Raw genomic sequence first — 12165 nt, 5'->3', positions numbered from 1 at the left:
CCGTTGGAGCGGATGATGCGGGACGCGAAGATCACGCAGATCTACGAGGGCACCAACCAGATCCAGCGGATCGTGATGGCCCGCAACCTGCCGTAACCAGCCACACTGCGCCACAACGCGCAACGGCCCCCGGTCACCCGAGGTGACCGGGGGCCGTTCCGTGCCGTCAGTCCGTCAGCCCGCCAACTCACGGACCACGGCGGCGAAGCCGTGCACCAGCGGGTTGTCCGCGCCCTCTGGCCAGGCGAGCGCGACCCGCAGCGGCTCGACGTCGGTCAGTGGGACCCAGACGAGGTCCGGACGGGCGTAGTAGCGGGCCAGGCCGGCCGGGGCGAAGCAGATGGCGGCGCCCTCGGCGACCTGTTCCAGCATCTCCTCGACGTTGTCGTTGGTCGGCCCCCAGCGCGGGGTCGAGCCGTCCGGGCGCGGGTTGACCGCCCACCAGTCGACCCAGGCGCGGGGCGCGCGCTCGGTCCACATCAGCGGCTCGTCGTTGACCTCCAGGACGGAGATGCCCGCGCGCCCGGCCAGCCGGTGGCCGGCGGGCAGGCCGGCGACCCTCGGCTCGGTGTGGACGATCTCCGCGTGCAGCCCGGTGAGGTCGGCGGGCAGCCAGACGAAGGCGACGTCCACCCGGCCGTCGCGCAGCCCGTCGGCCTCCTGGCCCCAGTCGAAGCGCTTCGGCTCGACCCGTACGCCCGCGTGCCGGCGGGCGAACTCGGCCCGTGCACGGGTGGTCAACTCGCCTGCTCCGCTGGCCTCGAAGCCGACCCGCAGCACTCCGTCCGCGGCCCGCCGGTGCCGCTCGGCGGCGGTCGTGATCCGCTCCGCCTGGGCGACGGTGCGGCGGGCCTCGGCGACCACGTCGAGCCCGGCCGCGGTGGCGCTGACCCCGCCGGAGTGGCGGTCGAAGAGGCGGATGCCCAGCTCGGTCTCCAGGTTCCGCAGGGCGTAGGAGAGGGCGGGCTGACTGACGTACAGGCGGGCGGCGGCGCGGCCGAGGTTGCCCTCGTCGGCGATCGCGATCAGGTAGTGCAGCTGACGCAGCTCCATGCGGCGATCATAGGAGCCGATGATCACCTGAGTTGGCGATCACCTGAGTTGGCGGTCGCGGGAGTTGACGGTCGCGGGAGTCGGCGATCGTCCGGTGGTCATAAAGCCTCCTTATCGAGCGACCAGGGTTCTGTCTTGGACGCCCCCCGGGCCGGGCTGGCATAAAAGAGTGCGTCAACTACCAAGTTTTCCAACGGTTCACGGAGGCACCCGGGATGACCAGCAGCACCCCCGAGAAGAACGCGGCCGGCCGGGTCTGGCTGATCACCGGTGCCAACTCCGGCTTCGGCCAGGCGATCGCGGAGGCCGCGCTGGCCGCCGGCGACACCGTGGTGGCGGCCGCCCGCCGTCCCGAGACGCTCGACGCACTGGTCGCGGCCCACCCCGACCGGGTCGTCCCGGTCCGGCTGGACGTCACCGACCAGGCCGGGATCGCCTCCGTGGTGGCGGACACGCTGCTCTGGTACGGGCGGATCGACGTCCTGGTGAACAACGCCGGGCGCGGGCTGATCGGGGCCGTCGAGGAGTACACCGACCGCGACCTGCGGGACCTGATGGACCTGCACTTCTTCGGGCCGGCCGCACTCACCCGCGCCGTCCTGCCGCACATGCGGTCCCGGGGCTCCGGTGCCGTCGTCCAGATGAGCAGCATGGGCGGCCGGTTCTCGTTCCCCGGGGTGGGCGCCTACTCTGCCACCAAGTTCGCGCTGGAGGGGCTCTCGGAGGCGCTGGCGCTGGAGGTCGCCCAGTTCGGCGTCAAGGTGCTGATCGTCGAGCCCGGTTCCTTCCGCACCTCCTTCGCCGGGCCGGGCGCACTCGCCCAGACGCCGGCCATCCCCGCCTACGAGTCGGTGGTCGGCCCGGTCCGGTCCGCGCTGCCGGAGAGCGACGGCAAGCAGCCCGGCGATCCGGCCAAGGCCGCCGCCGCGATCCTGGCCGCCCTGGACGCCGAGCGGACCCCGCTGCGGCTGGCCCTCGGCAACGACGCCGTCGACGCGGTCCTCGGCAACCTCCAGGCCGCCGAGAAGGAGCTCAGGGAGTGGGAGCCGGTCGGGCGGGGGACCGACTTCGAGGCCTGACGGCTGGAGGAATCCCACAATATCTTCGTGTTCGAATCGGTCGGCTTGCACACCTGATCGAGCATCACCGCCCTGGCATGGTGGCGGAAGAGGCGACAACTCCCCGTATCCACGAGGTGCGGGGAGTTGTGTCGCTGTCACAAGCGCTTCAACAGCCTGGGGGTTCGTTCGATGAGTGTCGACAACAACGGCGTGCTGGTCACCGGGCTCGGTGCGACGACGCCGCTCGGCGGGGACGTCGCCTCGACCTGGGCCGGTCTGTTGGCCGGCGAGTCGGGCATCCGCGCGATCGAGGAGGAGTGGGCCGCCGCGCTGCCGGTCCGGATCGCCGGGCGGCTCAGGGTCGAGCCCTCCGAGGTGCTGGACCGGGTCCAGGCCCGGCGGATGGACCGCTGCGAGCAGGTGGCGCTGGTCGCAGCCCGCGAGGCCTGGGCGGACGCGGGGGCTCCCGAGGTGGACCCGGAGCGCCTCGCCGTGGTGATCGGCACCGGCACCGGCGGGTCGCTCACCATGCTCGCCCAGGACGACGTGCTGGAGGCCTCCGGGGTGCGGAAGGTCTCCCCGCACACCGTGCCGATGCTGATGGCGAACGGCCCGGCCGCCTGGGTCTCCATCGAGCTGGGTGCGAAGGCCGGCGCGCACACCCCGGTGAGCGCCTGTGCGTCCGGCGCCGAGGCGATCGCGATGGGCCTGGACCTGATCCGGCTCGGCCGGGCCGACGTGGTGGTGGCGGGCGGCGCCGAGGCGTGCATCTGCCCGCTGCCGCTGGCCGGATTCTCCCAGGCCAAGGCCCACTCGACCCGCAACGACGAGCCCGGGCGGGCGTCCCGGCCGTTCGACGCGGACCGGGACGGCTTCGTGATCGGCGAGGGCTCGGTGGTCGTCGTCCTGGAGCGCGCCGGGTTCGCCGCGGCCCGGTCCGCCCGTGCGCACGCCACCCTGGCGGGCGCGGCGGTCACCTCGGACGCGTACCACATCACGGCGGCCGCGGCGGAGGGGCAGGTTCGGGCGATGCGCCGGGCGGTCGCGGAGGCCGGGCTCGCCGCGGGGGACATCGACCTCGTCCACGCCCACGCCACCTCGACGCCGCTGGGCGACCTGGTCGAGGCCGAGTCGGTCACCGAGGCGATCGGCCTGCACCCGGCCGTCACCGCGACCAAGTCGATGACCGGCCACCTCTTCGGGGCCGCCGGTGCGGTCGGCGCGCTGACCGCCGTCCTCGCGCTGCGCGACGGCGTGGTGCCGGCCACGCGGAACCTGGAGAGACTCGACCCGGCGGTCAAGCTGGACGTGGTGGCGGGCGCCCCGCGGCGCGGCGCGCTGACCGCCGCCCTCACCAACTCCTTCGGCTTCGGCGGCCACAACGCGTCCCTGGTCTTCACTCCGGCGCCGTGAAAAGCCGCGCGACCGGAAGGCCCGGTGGTGTCTAGAGTCGCCGCATGCCTACGTCGTCACCGGCCCTGCGCCTGGAGCTGATCACCCCCGCCACCATCGATGCCGCGCTCGCCCTGAAGGTGCGGCCGGACCAGGAGGGGCTGGTGGCGCCGGTGGCGAAGTCGCTGGCCGAGGCGTACGCGTACGGCGACACCGCCTGGCCCCGGCTGGTCTTCGACGGCGACCGGCTGGTCGGGTTCCTGATGGCGTTCTTCGACGTCCGCTTCGCCCCCGGGCATCCCGACGACCGTCCCCGCTCGGGCCTGTGGCGTCTCAACATCGGCGCGCAGGAGCAGGGTCGCGGCTACGGGCGCTTCGCCGTCGAGCAGGTCTGCGCGGAGATCCGCCGCCGCGGCGGGAACCGCGTTTCGGTCACCTACGTGCCGGGCGACCACGGGCCGGCCGGGTTCTACGAGAGCCTCGGCTTCCGCCCCACCGGGGAGTTGAGCGGCGACCAGGTGGTGGCCGAACTCGCCCTGCCGGAGGGCTGACCGCCGGGCGCCGCGCGGGGCGGAAGGCCGGACCGGCCTCCCGCCCCTTCGGCGTGTCCGGGACTCAGCCCAGCAGCAGGTACTTGGTGGACTGGACGCCCCGGATGGAGCTGCAGTCGGTGTTCTGGACGCTCTGGCTGTAGGTGAAGCCCTTCGGGATCTCGCAGGCCCAGATGCCGTTGGCCGGCTTGCGGAGGTGGAAGGTCGTGGCCTGGACGCCCTGGTTGATGCTGCAGGCGCTGGTGTAGGTGATCATGTCGTAGGTGAAGGCGGGGGTGCCCATGCAGGCGGTGAGGCCGTCGACCGGGACCCGCAGGTGGTACATGTTGGAGGTCACGCCGGAGATCTGGCTGCAGGCGCTGCCCCAGGTGATGGCGTCGTAGACGAAGCCGGGCGAGCTCTTGCAGGCGGTCAGCCCGTCCACGGGGGTCCGCAGGTGGAACTGCGGCGCGTTCCAACTACCGCTGCTGCACGTCCGGTTCATGGACACCTGGTCGTAGACGTAGCCGGCGGGGACGTCGCAGGCCCAGACCCCGTCGAGGCCGGTGGTGGCGGCGGAGGCGGTGGTCGCGGTGGCGGCGCCGGAGAACAGCAGTGCCAGCGAGGCGAGAGCGGCGAGCACCAGGCGGATCGGGCCGGAGCGGGCGGTGCGTGCGGCGGACATGGGTCTCCCAAGGGGTGGCCGGTGGTGTGAAGGTCGCACGGTGATTCGGGCAGGATTCTGTGCCCGCCGCTGGTTTTAGCATGCTCATGTGGATCTCCGCACCCCCGCCGGACGGCAGGGGCGGATACCCGCCACCGGATGCCCGTCCGTCGGCCAGATCAGCGTGTTCGGCCCGTCGGACGGCCTCAGCCGAGCAGTGCCGCCGCCTCCTGGCGTGCCCGGTGCAGCCACTGCGCGCGGGTGGCGTCCGTCGAGTCGGTCACCGTCCGGAAGACGACCCGCCGCACGTCCGTCACGCCCACGTACGGCAGGACGCAGGCCGCCCAGATCCGCTCCAGCGGATCGCCGAACTCGCCGTGCTCGCGCTCCTCCGGGGTGTCGGAGGTGTTGAGCACCAACGCCCGCCCGGCCCGGAGCAGCCCGGCCGGCTCGCCGTCCGCCGTGCCGAGCTTGTACGCCACGCCGGGCACCATGACCCGCTGCACCCACCCGGTCAGGACGGCGGGCGGCATGCCCCACCAGTTCGGGTGGACCAGGACGAGCGCGTCGAGGGTGGCCACCTCGGCGCGGTGCAGGGCGAGTTGAGGGTCGGCGGACTCGCCGGCCGCGGCGACGGTCTCCGTCTCCCCGGCGGTCAGCACCGGGGCGAACCCCTCCGCGCACAGGTCGTGCGCCACCACCTCGCAGCCGCGCCCGCGCAGTTCGTCCGCCACGGCGTCGGCCAGCGCGTGGTTGAAGCTCCCCGGGCGCGGATGCGCCAGATAGACCCCGATCCGCGAAACTCCCATGTCCCCTGCCCCCTCGGTCTGTTGATGGCGCGCCGATCCTATGAGCGGGCCCGGCGCCGCGGACGCTCGGGTGGGGTGCCAGGCCGTGGCCGAACCGGCGTTCCCGGCCGCCACTCGGACCTTCCGCGACGCCGTCGCGGCCGACTGCGCCGGGCGCTACAGCGCCTGCGGCCGCCCGCCGACGCTGCTCAGCTGCGCCCGGCCCGAGGCGGTCACGATCACCTCGTCGAGGAGCTCGCGGGAGCGGACCAGATCGGTGATCATCCGGTCGATGCGGTCGCGCTCGACGGTGAGCTCCTCGACCAGGCGCGGGGTGGCGATCTCGGACGGCCCGCCGTCGGAGTCCCGCATACAGGGGAGGAGTTGGGCGATCTTCTTGCTGTGCAGGCCGGCCGCGAAGAGCTCCTGGATGAGGATGACGCGGTCGACGGCGGCGTCCGGGTAGTCGCGGTGGCCGCCGAGGGTGCGATCGGCGGCGAGCAGTCCCTGCTTCTCGTAGTAGCGGAGCGAGCGCTCGCTGACGGCGGTGCGCTGGGCCAGTTGACCGATTCGCATGGGCTTCCACCTCGGCGTTCGTCGTCGGGTTCGAGAGCGGACTTGAAATTGACACTGATGTTAGCTTCTACGGTCTCCCTCATGACGAACACGGCGAACACGGCGATCACGACGACGACCGACACGACGACGAGCGACACGACGAAGACCGGCGCGACGAAGGCCGACACGACGACGACCGACACGACGAAGACCGGCGCGACGAAGGCCGACGCGACGACGAGCGCCGCAGGGGCGGACACGCCCACCACGCACGCGACCTCGCTCTTCCAGCCCGCCCGCCTCGGCGCGCTGGAGCTGGCGAACCGCCTGGTGATGGCGCCGATGACCCGCACCCGCGCCGCGGCCGACGGCGTCCCCCAGCCGATCATGGCCACCTACTACGCGCAGCGCGCCTCGGCAGGCCTGATCATCGCCGAGGCCGCCACTCCGAACGCCGTCGGCCGGACCTACGCCAACATCCCGGCGATCCACACCGCCGAACACGTCGCCGGATGGCGGCGCGTGACCGACGCCGTGCACGCGGCGGGCGGCCGGATGTACCTGCAGCTGCAGCACGGCGGCCGGGTCGGGCACCCGGAGAACAGCGGACTGCACCCGGTCGCGCCCTCGCCCGTCGCACTGCCGGAGGCCGTCCACACGCCGAGCGGCCCCCAGGAGGCGGTGGTGCCGCGGGAGATGACCGTCGCCGAGATCCGCGAGACGGTCGCCGACTTCGCGGCCGCCGCCCGCAACGCGGTCGCGGCGGGATTCGCGGGCGTCGAGGTGCACGCGGCCAACGGCTACCTGCTGCACCAGTTCCTGGCCCGGAACACCAACCGGCGCACCGACGCGTACGGCGGCCCGGTGGAGAACCGCGTGCGCTTCGTCGTCGAGGTGGTGCGGGCGGTGGCGGAGGCGATCGGCGCCGAGCGGGTGGGGGTGCGGGTCTCCCCGGGCGTGACCGTCAACGGCATCGAGGAGGGCGACACCGAGGAGATCTACCGCGCCCTGCTCGGCGAGCTGGCGGGGGAGGGGCTGGCCTACCTGCACGTGGTCTTCGCCGACCCGCAGTCGCCCCTCTTCCAGGAGATCCGCAAGACCTGGGACGGCGTGCTGATCGGCAACCCGGTGCTCGGCTGGGGCGGGCCGCTCCCCGAGGACGGCGGCCGCTCGGCCGGTGAGCGGCTGCTCGCGGCGGGCGTCGACCTCGTCTCCTACGGCCGCGGCTTCCTCGCCAACCCCGACCTGGTCGAGCGCCTGCGTACCGGGGCACCGCTCAATCCGGTGCGCGGCGGCCTGATGTACGCGAGCGGCGCCGAGGGGTACACGGACTACCCGGTGCTCGCCGCCGAGTGAGCCGCCGCGGCACACCGGCGCCATGCGGTCCGGGACGGTGGCACGCCGTGACGGCTTTGCCGGGGCCGTCGCGCGTCGAGGGGTGCGGCATGCCATGATCCCTGCATGGGTTCCAACGTTTACTTCGACATCACCATCAACGACGAGCCGGCGGGCCGGATCGTCTTCAAGCTCTTCGACGACGTCGTCCCGAAGACCGCCCAGAACTTCCGCGAGCTGGCCACCGGCCAGCACGGCTTCGGTTACAAGGGCTCGTCCTTCCACCGGGTGATCCCGGGCTTCATGCTGCAGGGCGGTGACTTCACCCGCGGTGACGGCACCGGCGGCAAGAGCATCTTCGGCGAGAAGTTCGCGGACGAGAACTTCAAGCTCAAGCACACCAAGCCGGGCCAGCTGTCGATGGCCAACGCCGGCCGCAACACCAACGGCTCGCAGTTCTTCATCACCACCATCGTGACCGACTGGCTGGACAACAAGCACGTCGTCTTCGGCGAGGTCGTCGAGAACATGGACCTGGTGACGAAGATCGAGTCGCTCGGCTCGCAGAGCGGCCGCACCAAGGCGAAGATCACCATCGCCGACTCGGGCATCGTGGAGTAGTCCAGCCCCTCCCGAGGCGCTGTGGAGCAGGACGTCGGCCCGGCCGACTTCCTGCTCCTCGCCGTTTCCGGGCCCGGTCAGTCCGGCCAGTCCGGCCACTCGGTCCCCTGCCACTCCGGCTCCGGCCACCACCCCGGCGGCCCTAGGTCCAAGGACCGATGGCCGCCCGGCGCCCCGGCGCGCTGGAATGGGTGGCGTGGATCATTCCCCGGCACTCGACGACCTCACCGGCGCGCAGGTGGAGGCCTACCTGGCCCGGATCGGCCTGCCCGAACCCGAGCGGCCCTCGGCGGCCGCGCTCGCGGAGCTCCAGCGCGCGCACCTGGACGCCGTGCCGTTCGAGAACCTGAGCGTGCACCTCGGCGAGCCCGTGGTGCTCGGGACCGGCCCGCTGTTCGAGAAGCTCGTCACCCGGCGCCGCGGCGGCTTCTGCTACGAACTCAACGGCGCCTTCGCGGCCCTGCTGCGCGCACTCGGCTACCGGGTGAGCCTGCTTGGCGCGCGCGTCCTCGACGGGGACCGGCCCGGCCCGCCGTTCGACCACCTCGCCCTGCGGGTGGACCTGGACCGGCCGTGGCTGGTCGACGTCGGCTTCGGCAGGTTCAGCCGGCTCCCGCTGCGGCTGGACGGGCGGGGTCAACAGTCGGACCCGGCGGGCGAGTTCACCCTCGTCCCGTACGGCGCCGACGAACTCGACGTGCGGATGGGCGGCGAGCCGCAGTACCGGCTCGGCCTGCGCCCCCACGAGCTGGCCGACTTCGTGCCGACCTGCTGGTGGCAGGCCACCTCGCCGGACTCGCACTTCACCCGCTCGGCCACCTGCTCGCTGCCGGCCCCGGACGGCGGCCGGGTGACCCTCAGCGGCACCCGCCTGATCCGCACCGCCGCCGACGGCGCGCGCACCGAGGAACTCCTCGACGGGGCCGGGGCGCTGGCCGCCTACCGCTCGCTCTTCGGCATCACGCTGGACCGCCTGCCCACGGTCCTGCACCCGCAGTAGCCGGAGCGGGCGGCAGCACGGGAAGTCGGCCGGTCCGGCCTCCCAAACCGAGCGCCTCCCGGACCAGGCGGCCCGGGAGGCGGTGGCGACGGCGGTGGACCGGCGCGGTGACGAGTGACGTCCACCCGCTGCGTCGACGGCGTCATGCCACGTCGCGGGTGGTCACCGGGTCACTTCGTGTCGGGCACGGCGGTGTCGTTCTTGAACGCGTCGAAGACCTGCTTGGCCTTGGCGGCGTCCCACTTGACCGCCGACTCGCCGGTGCTGGTCTTGAAGTCGGGGTTGGCGATCGGGACGGTGATGCTCTTGCCGCCGCCGCCGTTGACGTCCTTCATCGCGAGGAAGAGCGAGCCGAGGTCGGTCAGGCCGGCGTCCTCGTCGACGATCAGGGTGCCGAGGCCGGAGTCCACCAGCGGGTAGAAGGTGAACGGGTTCAGCAGGGTGGCGGGCGAGGCGGCCTGCTTGGCCAGCGCGCCGAGGAACTTCTGCTGGTTGCGCATCCGGCCGAGGTCCTGGTCGGCCATCTGGTGGCGCTGGCGGACGAAGGCGAGGGCCTGGGTGCCGGTGAGGCTCTGGCAGCCCGCCTTGAGGTCGAGGCCGGAGTCCTTGTCCTTGACGTCCTGCTCGATGCACATGTCCACGCCGCCGACCGAGTCGACGATGCCGACGAACCCGGCGAAGCCGATCTCGGCGTAGTGGTCGATGCGGATGCCGGTGTTCAGCTCGACGGTCTGGGCGAGCAGCTTGCCGCCACCCGCCGCGAAGGCCGAGTTGATCTTCGAGCTGGTGGCCTTGACGGTCTTCCCGTTGTCGCCCGGGTGCTCGGGGATCGGCACCCAGGAGTCGCGCGGGATGCTCATCAGCGTGTTCCCGTTGTCCCCGATGTGCAGGATCATCATGGAGTCGCTGCGCTTGCCGCCCGCGTGGCCGGTGTGCAGGTCCTCCTCCTGGGAGTCGGAGAGGCCGTTGCGGCTGTCGGAGCCGACGATCAGCCAGTTGGTGCCCTTTCCGGCGGCCGGGCGGCCCGGGTAGTCGGCGAGCACGTTCTCGTGGTTGAGCTTGGAGCCGGCCCAGAACCAGGTCGAGACGGCGGTCACCATCATCGCGATCAGGACGCCGAACACCGACCACTTGACGATCCGGCGTCGCGGCCAGCGCGAGGAGCGGGCGGCGGAGGGCGGCTGGGTGCCGCCCGGGGCTATCGGCCCGCCGGGACCGCCGGGACCGCCGGGCCCGCCCGACCCACCCGGCCCGCCGGGCGCCCCCGATCCCTGCGCCGGCACCCCGGGCCGCGCGCCCGGCTGCGGCTGCCCGTAGCCCTGGGCCGGCCCGTAACCGGGGGCCTGCCCGGGAGCCGGCGCCTGCCCGCCGGACGGCTGCCCGTACTCCTGCGGCTGCCGCGGCGCCGGGGCCCCCGGCCCGCGCGGGTTCAGCGAAGCCGGCAGCGGCGGCTCGGCCGCCGCACCGCCGCCGCTGCGCCCGTACGCACCGCCGCCGCCGTTGCCGCTGCCGCCGCCGTACGGGTTCCCGCCGCCGCCCGGGCGGCCCTCCTGCCACGTGTTCATGTGGGAGAGGATGCCCGACGCCGGGTGCGGTGACTCCCCCCGGGGCCCTCACCAGGCCCCTTGTAGCAGTTTTGATGCACGTGCCGGATCGTTCCGCCGCAACTTCGCGCGGGGGCGTACCCGGGGGCCGCACCCGGTGTGCGGCCGCCCCCGCCGCGTCTCACCATCCGTCTCACCCGGTGTTCACCAGCCGGAACGATCCTTGACCGGCCGGAACGCTGCGTGTTTGCATGACTGCCATGGATCAGCGATGGACCCTCACGCGTCGGCGGCACGTCGACCTTCAGCGTGTGTCCTGTTCGCTCTGTCGTGGCTGACGCGCGCCCGTCGAACCCTCTCCATTCCCCTCCCGCGCCGCACCTTCCCGCGCCGCTCCCCGCTCCTCCGCACCATGACCGCCGCCGCCCGCGCGGCGCGCGCCCTGCTGCGGAAGCGCCGTCCCCGCTTCCCGCCCAGAGGTGAACCCCATGGCCACCGTCCTGTCCGTCTCCGGCTCCCCGTCCGCGACCTCCCGCACCACCCGCCTGCTGCGTCACGTCGACGCGCGGCTCGAAGCCCACGGCCACCACGTCGTCCCCTTCGAGGCGCGCAGCCTGCCCGCGCACGCCCTGCTCTCGGCGGACTTCTCCCACCCCGAGATCGCCGCCGCCGCGGAGCTGTTCGCCCGGGCGGACGGGATCGTCATCGGCACCCCCGTCTACAAGGCCGCCTACTCGGGCCTGCTGAAGACCCTGCTGGACGTGCTCCCGCAGTACGCGCTGACCGGCAAGGCCGTCCTGCCGCTGGCCACCGGCGGCTCCACCGCGCACGTGCTGGCGGTGGACTACGCGCTGCGCCCGGTGCTCAGCTCGATGGGCGCCGGCCACATCACCCAGGGCTGGTTCGTGCTCGACCGCCACATCACCGTCCGGGAGGACGGCGGCACGGTGATCGAGCGCGAGACGGACGTCCTGCTGACGCCGGTGGTCGACGCCTTCGCGGCCGCGCTGGAGCGGCTCGCCGCGCCGGCGCTGACCTGCTGACGGGCCGTCGGGAACGGTCCTGTGCGGGCCGACCCCGAGACGGGTGGCGGCGACCCCTAGGGGGAGGGGCGCCGCGCCCCGTACAACTACGGTTGAGGCGCTTCATACCGGCGGATGACGAGCGATCGCGCCGCCGCTCCTAACGTGGATCACATCCCCGCTCGTGCGGACCGGGGCCCCGGTTCTCCGGAACCTGGGCCTGGGTGCATCTGGAGGGTGGGGCTAACTCCCGGTCGAGGACTACGTCCTGCACCCTGTCGCAGCACGGGTCGCAGCGACAAGGCTGGGGGCAACGGGTGGGCCCACTTCTTAGGAGACTCCAGTGACGACGGCAGCAGCCGTGTACGACCCCCAGCTTCCCGGCGGCGCGGCCGCCGTCGCGGCCTCGGCGCGTCAGGTGACCAAGGCCTACGGCTCCGGCGAGACCAGGGTCACCGCGCTGGACGCGGTGGACGTGGACATCCAGCGCGGCCGCTTCACCGCGATCATGGGCCCCTCGGGCTCCGGCAAGTCGACCCTGATGCACTGCCTGGCCGGCCTGGACACCGTCACCGAGGGCCGGATCTGGATCGGCGA

The 12165-nt window shown here is 72.9% G+C and carries 15 protein-coding genes; 10 read left to right on the top strand and 5 right to left on the bottom strand.

Features of this window, described 5'->3' with window-relative positions; all coding sequences use genetic code 11:
* On the top strand, positions 1 to 96 hold a 96-nt coding region (locus tag ACFC1F_RS39850; protein WP_360021341.1), incomplete at its 5' end, for an acyl-CoA dehydrogenase family protein.
* Between the two features lie 78 nt (positions 97 to 174).
* Here the strand turns inward: ACFC1F_RS39850 and ACFC1F_RS39845 are convergent.
* Positions 175 to 1053, bottom strand: coding sequence for a LysR family transcriptional regulator (locus ACFC1F_RS39845; RefSeq protein ID WP_209417286.1), 879 nt, complete (start codon positions 1051 to 1053; stop codon positions 175 to 177).
* A gap of 215 nt (positions 1054 to 1268) precedes the next feature.
* Between ACFC1F_RS39845 and ACFC1F_RS39840 the strand changes: the two genes are divergently transcribed.
* From ACFC1F_RS39840 to ACFC1F_RS39830, 3 genes are all read left to right on the top strand, one after another.
* On the top strand, positions 1269 to 2132 hold the full coding sequence (locus tag ACFC1F_RS39840; protein ID WP_209417287.1) for an oxidoreductase: 864 nt from the start codon (positions 1269 to 1271) through the stop codon (positions 2130 to 2132).
* Positions 2133 to 2303: 171 nt separating this feature from the next.
* Entirely contained in the window at positions 2304 to 3527 is a 1224-nt protein-coding gene (locus tag ACFC1F_RS39835; protein WP_148644546.1) for a beta-ketoacyl synthase, read from the top strand.
* A 44-nt stretch (positions 3528 to 3571) separates the two neighbouring features.
* A complete protein-coding gene (locus ACFC1F_RS39830; RefSeq protein ID WP_376166228.1) occupies positions 3572 to 4057 on the top strand; it encodes a GNAT family N-acetyltransferase in 486 nt (161 codons plus the stop codon).
* 64 nt (positions 4058 to 4121) lie between these two features.
* Here ACFC1F_RS39830 and ACFC1F_RS39825 read toward each other — a convergent pair whose 3' ends face one another.
* The 3 genes from ACFC1F_RS39825 to ACFC1F_RS39815 form a co-directional block, all read right to left on the bottom strand.
* Positions 4122 to 4721: a hypothetical protein gene (locus ACFC1F_RS39825; protein ID WP_376166225.1), complete on the bottom strand. Its 600-nt coding sequence runs from the start codon at positions 4719 to 4721 to the stop codon at positions 4122 to 4124.
* Between the two features lie 185 nt (positions 4722 to 4906).
* A complete protein-coding gene (locus ACFC1F_RS39820; protein ID WP_376166222.1) occupies positions 4907 to 5509 on the bottom strand; it encodes an NAD(P)H-dependent oxidoreductase in 603 nt (200 codons plus the stop codon).
* Positions 5510 to 5665: 156 nt separating this feature from the next.
* Positions 5666 to 6064: a MerR family transcriptional regulator gene (locus ACFC1F_RS39815; RefSeq protein ID WP_376166219.1), complete on the bottom strand. Its 399-nt coding sequence runs from the start codon at positions 6062 to 6064 to the stop codon at positions 5666 to 5668.
* 81 nt (positions 6065 to 6145) lie between these two features.
* Here ACFC1F_RS39815 and ACFC1F_RS39810 point away from each other — a divergent pair, with 81 nt between their 5' ends.
* The 3 genes from ACFC1F_RS39810 (at position 6146) to ACFC1F_RS39800 (ending at position 9002) form a co-directional block, all read left to right on the top strand.
* Positions 6146 to 7402, top strand: a complete 1257-nt coding sequence (locus tag ACFC1F_RS39810) for an alkene reductase (protein ID WP_376166216.1) — start codon at positions 6146 to 6148, stop codon at positions 7400 to 7402.
* A gap of 105 nt (positions 7403 to 7507) precedes the next feature.
* Positions 7508 to 8002 (top strand): peptidylprolyl isomerase, encoded by a 495-nt coding sequence (locus ACFC1F_RS39805; RefSeq protein WP_376166213.1) that lies wholly within the window; start codon positions 7508 to 7510, stop codon positions 8000 to 8002.
* A 187-nt stretch (positions 8003 to 8189) separates the two neighbouring features.
* Positions 8190 to 9002: an arylamine N-acetyltransferase gene (locus tag ACFC1F_RS39800; protein ID WP_376166210.1), complete on the top strand. Its 813-nt coding sequence runs from the start codon at positions 8190 to 8192 to the stop codon at positions 9000 to 9002.
* 170 nt (positions 9003 to 9172) lie between these two features.
* Here the strand turns inward: ACFC1F_RS39800 and ACFC1F_RS39795 are convergent, their stop codons facing one another.
* Positions 9173 to 10567 carry an LCP family protein gene (locus ACFC1F_RS39795; protein WP_376166207.1) on the bottom strand — a complete coding sequence of 465 codons (1395 nt, stop codon included), beginning with the start codon at positions 10565 to 10567 and terminating at the stop codon, positions 9173 to 9175.
* Positions 10568 to 10797: 230 nt separating this feature from the next.
* Here ACFC1F_RS39795 and ACFC1F_RS39790 point away from each other — a divergent pair, with 230 nt between their 5' ends.
* From ACFC1F_RS39790 to ACFC1F_RS39780, 3 genes are all read left to right on the top strand, one after another.
* Entirely contained in the window at positions 10798 to 10884 is an 87-nt protein-coding gene (locus ACFC1F_RS39790; protein WP_352297720.1) for a putative leader peptide, read from the top strand.
* A 150-nt stretch (positions 10885 to 11034) separates the two neighbouring features.
* On the top strand, positions 11035 to 11589 hold the full coding sequence (ssuE, locus tag ACFC1F_RS39785; RefSeq protein WP_376166204.1) for an NADPH-dependent FMN reductase: 555 nt from the start codon (positions 11035 to 11037) through the stop codon (positions 11587 to 11589).
* 322 nt (positions 11590 to 11911) lie between these two features.
* Positions 11912 to 12165 (top strand): ATP-binding cassette domain-containing protein (locus ACFC1F_RS39780; protein ID WP_376166201.1); only part of this gene is annotated, 254 nt, incomplete at its 3' end.

Source organism: Kitasatospora sp. NPDC056181, assembly GCF_042266225.1.
GTDB lineage: Bacteria > Actinomycetota > Actinomycetes > Streptomycetales > Streptomycetaceae > Kitasatospora.
Note: the sequence above shows the minus strand (reverse complement) of the source record. Positions and strands in the feature narration are given on the sequence as shown.

Excerpts from the sequence above, each read along its gene's own strand:
- ACFC1F_RS39815 (WP_376166219.1), bottom strand. The coding sequence starts at position 6,064 with ATGCGAATCGGTCAACTGGCCCAGCGCACCGCCGTCAGCGAGCGCTCG.
- ACFC1F_RS39845 (WP_209417286.1), bottom strand. The coding sequence starts at position 1,053 with ATGGAGCTGCGTCAGCTGCACTACCTGATCGCGATCGCCGACGAGGGC.
- ACFC1F_RS39810 (WP_376166216.1), top strand. The coding sequence starts at position 6,146 with ATGACGAACACGGCGAACACGGCGATCACGACGACGACCGACACGACG.
- ACFC1F_RS39795 (WP_376166207.1), bottom strand. The coding sequence starts at position 10,567 with ATGAACACGTGGCAGGAGGGCCGCCCGGGCGGCGGCGGGAACCCGTAC.
- ssuE (WP_376166204.1), top strand. The coding sequence starts at position 11,035 with ATGGCCACCGTCCTGTCCGTCTCCGGCTCCCCGTCCGCGACCTCCCGC.
- ACFC1F_RS39820 (WP_376166222.1), bottom strand. The coding sequence starts at position 5,509 with ATGGGAGTTTCGCGGATCGGGGTCTATCTGGCGCATCCGCGCCCGGGG.
- ACFC1F_RS39835 (WP_148644546.1), top strand. The coding sequence starts at position 2,304 with ATGAGTGTCGACAACAACGGCGTGCTGGTCACCGGGCTCGGTGCGACG.
- ACFC1F_RS39825 (WP_376166225.1), bottom strand. The coding sequence starts at position 4,721 with ATGTCCGCCGCACGCACCGCCCGCTCCGGCCCGATCCGCCTGGTGCTC.
- ACFC1F_RS39840 (WP_209417287.1), top strand. The coding sequence starts at position 1,269 with ATGACCAGCAGCACCCCCGAGAAGAACGCGGCCGGCCGGGTCTGGCTG.
- ACFC1F_RS39800 (WP_376166210.1), top strand. The coding sequence starts at position 8,190 with ATGGGTGGCGTGGATCATTCCCCGGCACTCGACGACCTCACCGGCGCG.
- ACFC1F_RS39805 (WP_376166213.1), top strand. The coding sequence starts at position 7,508 with ATGGGTTCCAACGTTTACTTCGACATCACCATCAACGACGAGCCGGCG.
- ACFC1F_RS39790 (WP_352297720.1), top strand. The coding sequence starts at position 10,798 with ATGACTGCCATGGATCAGCGATGGACCCTCACGCGTCGGCGGCACGTC.
- ACFC1F_RS39830 (WP_376166228.1), top strand. The coding sequence starts at position 3,572 with ATGCCTACGTCGTCACCGGCCCTGCGCCTGGAGCTGATCACCCCCGCC.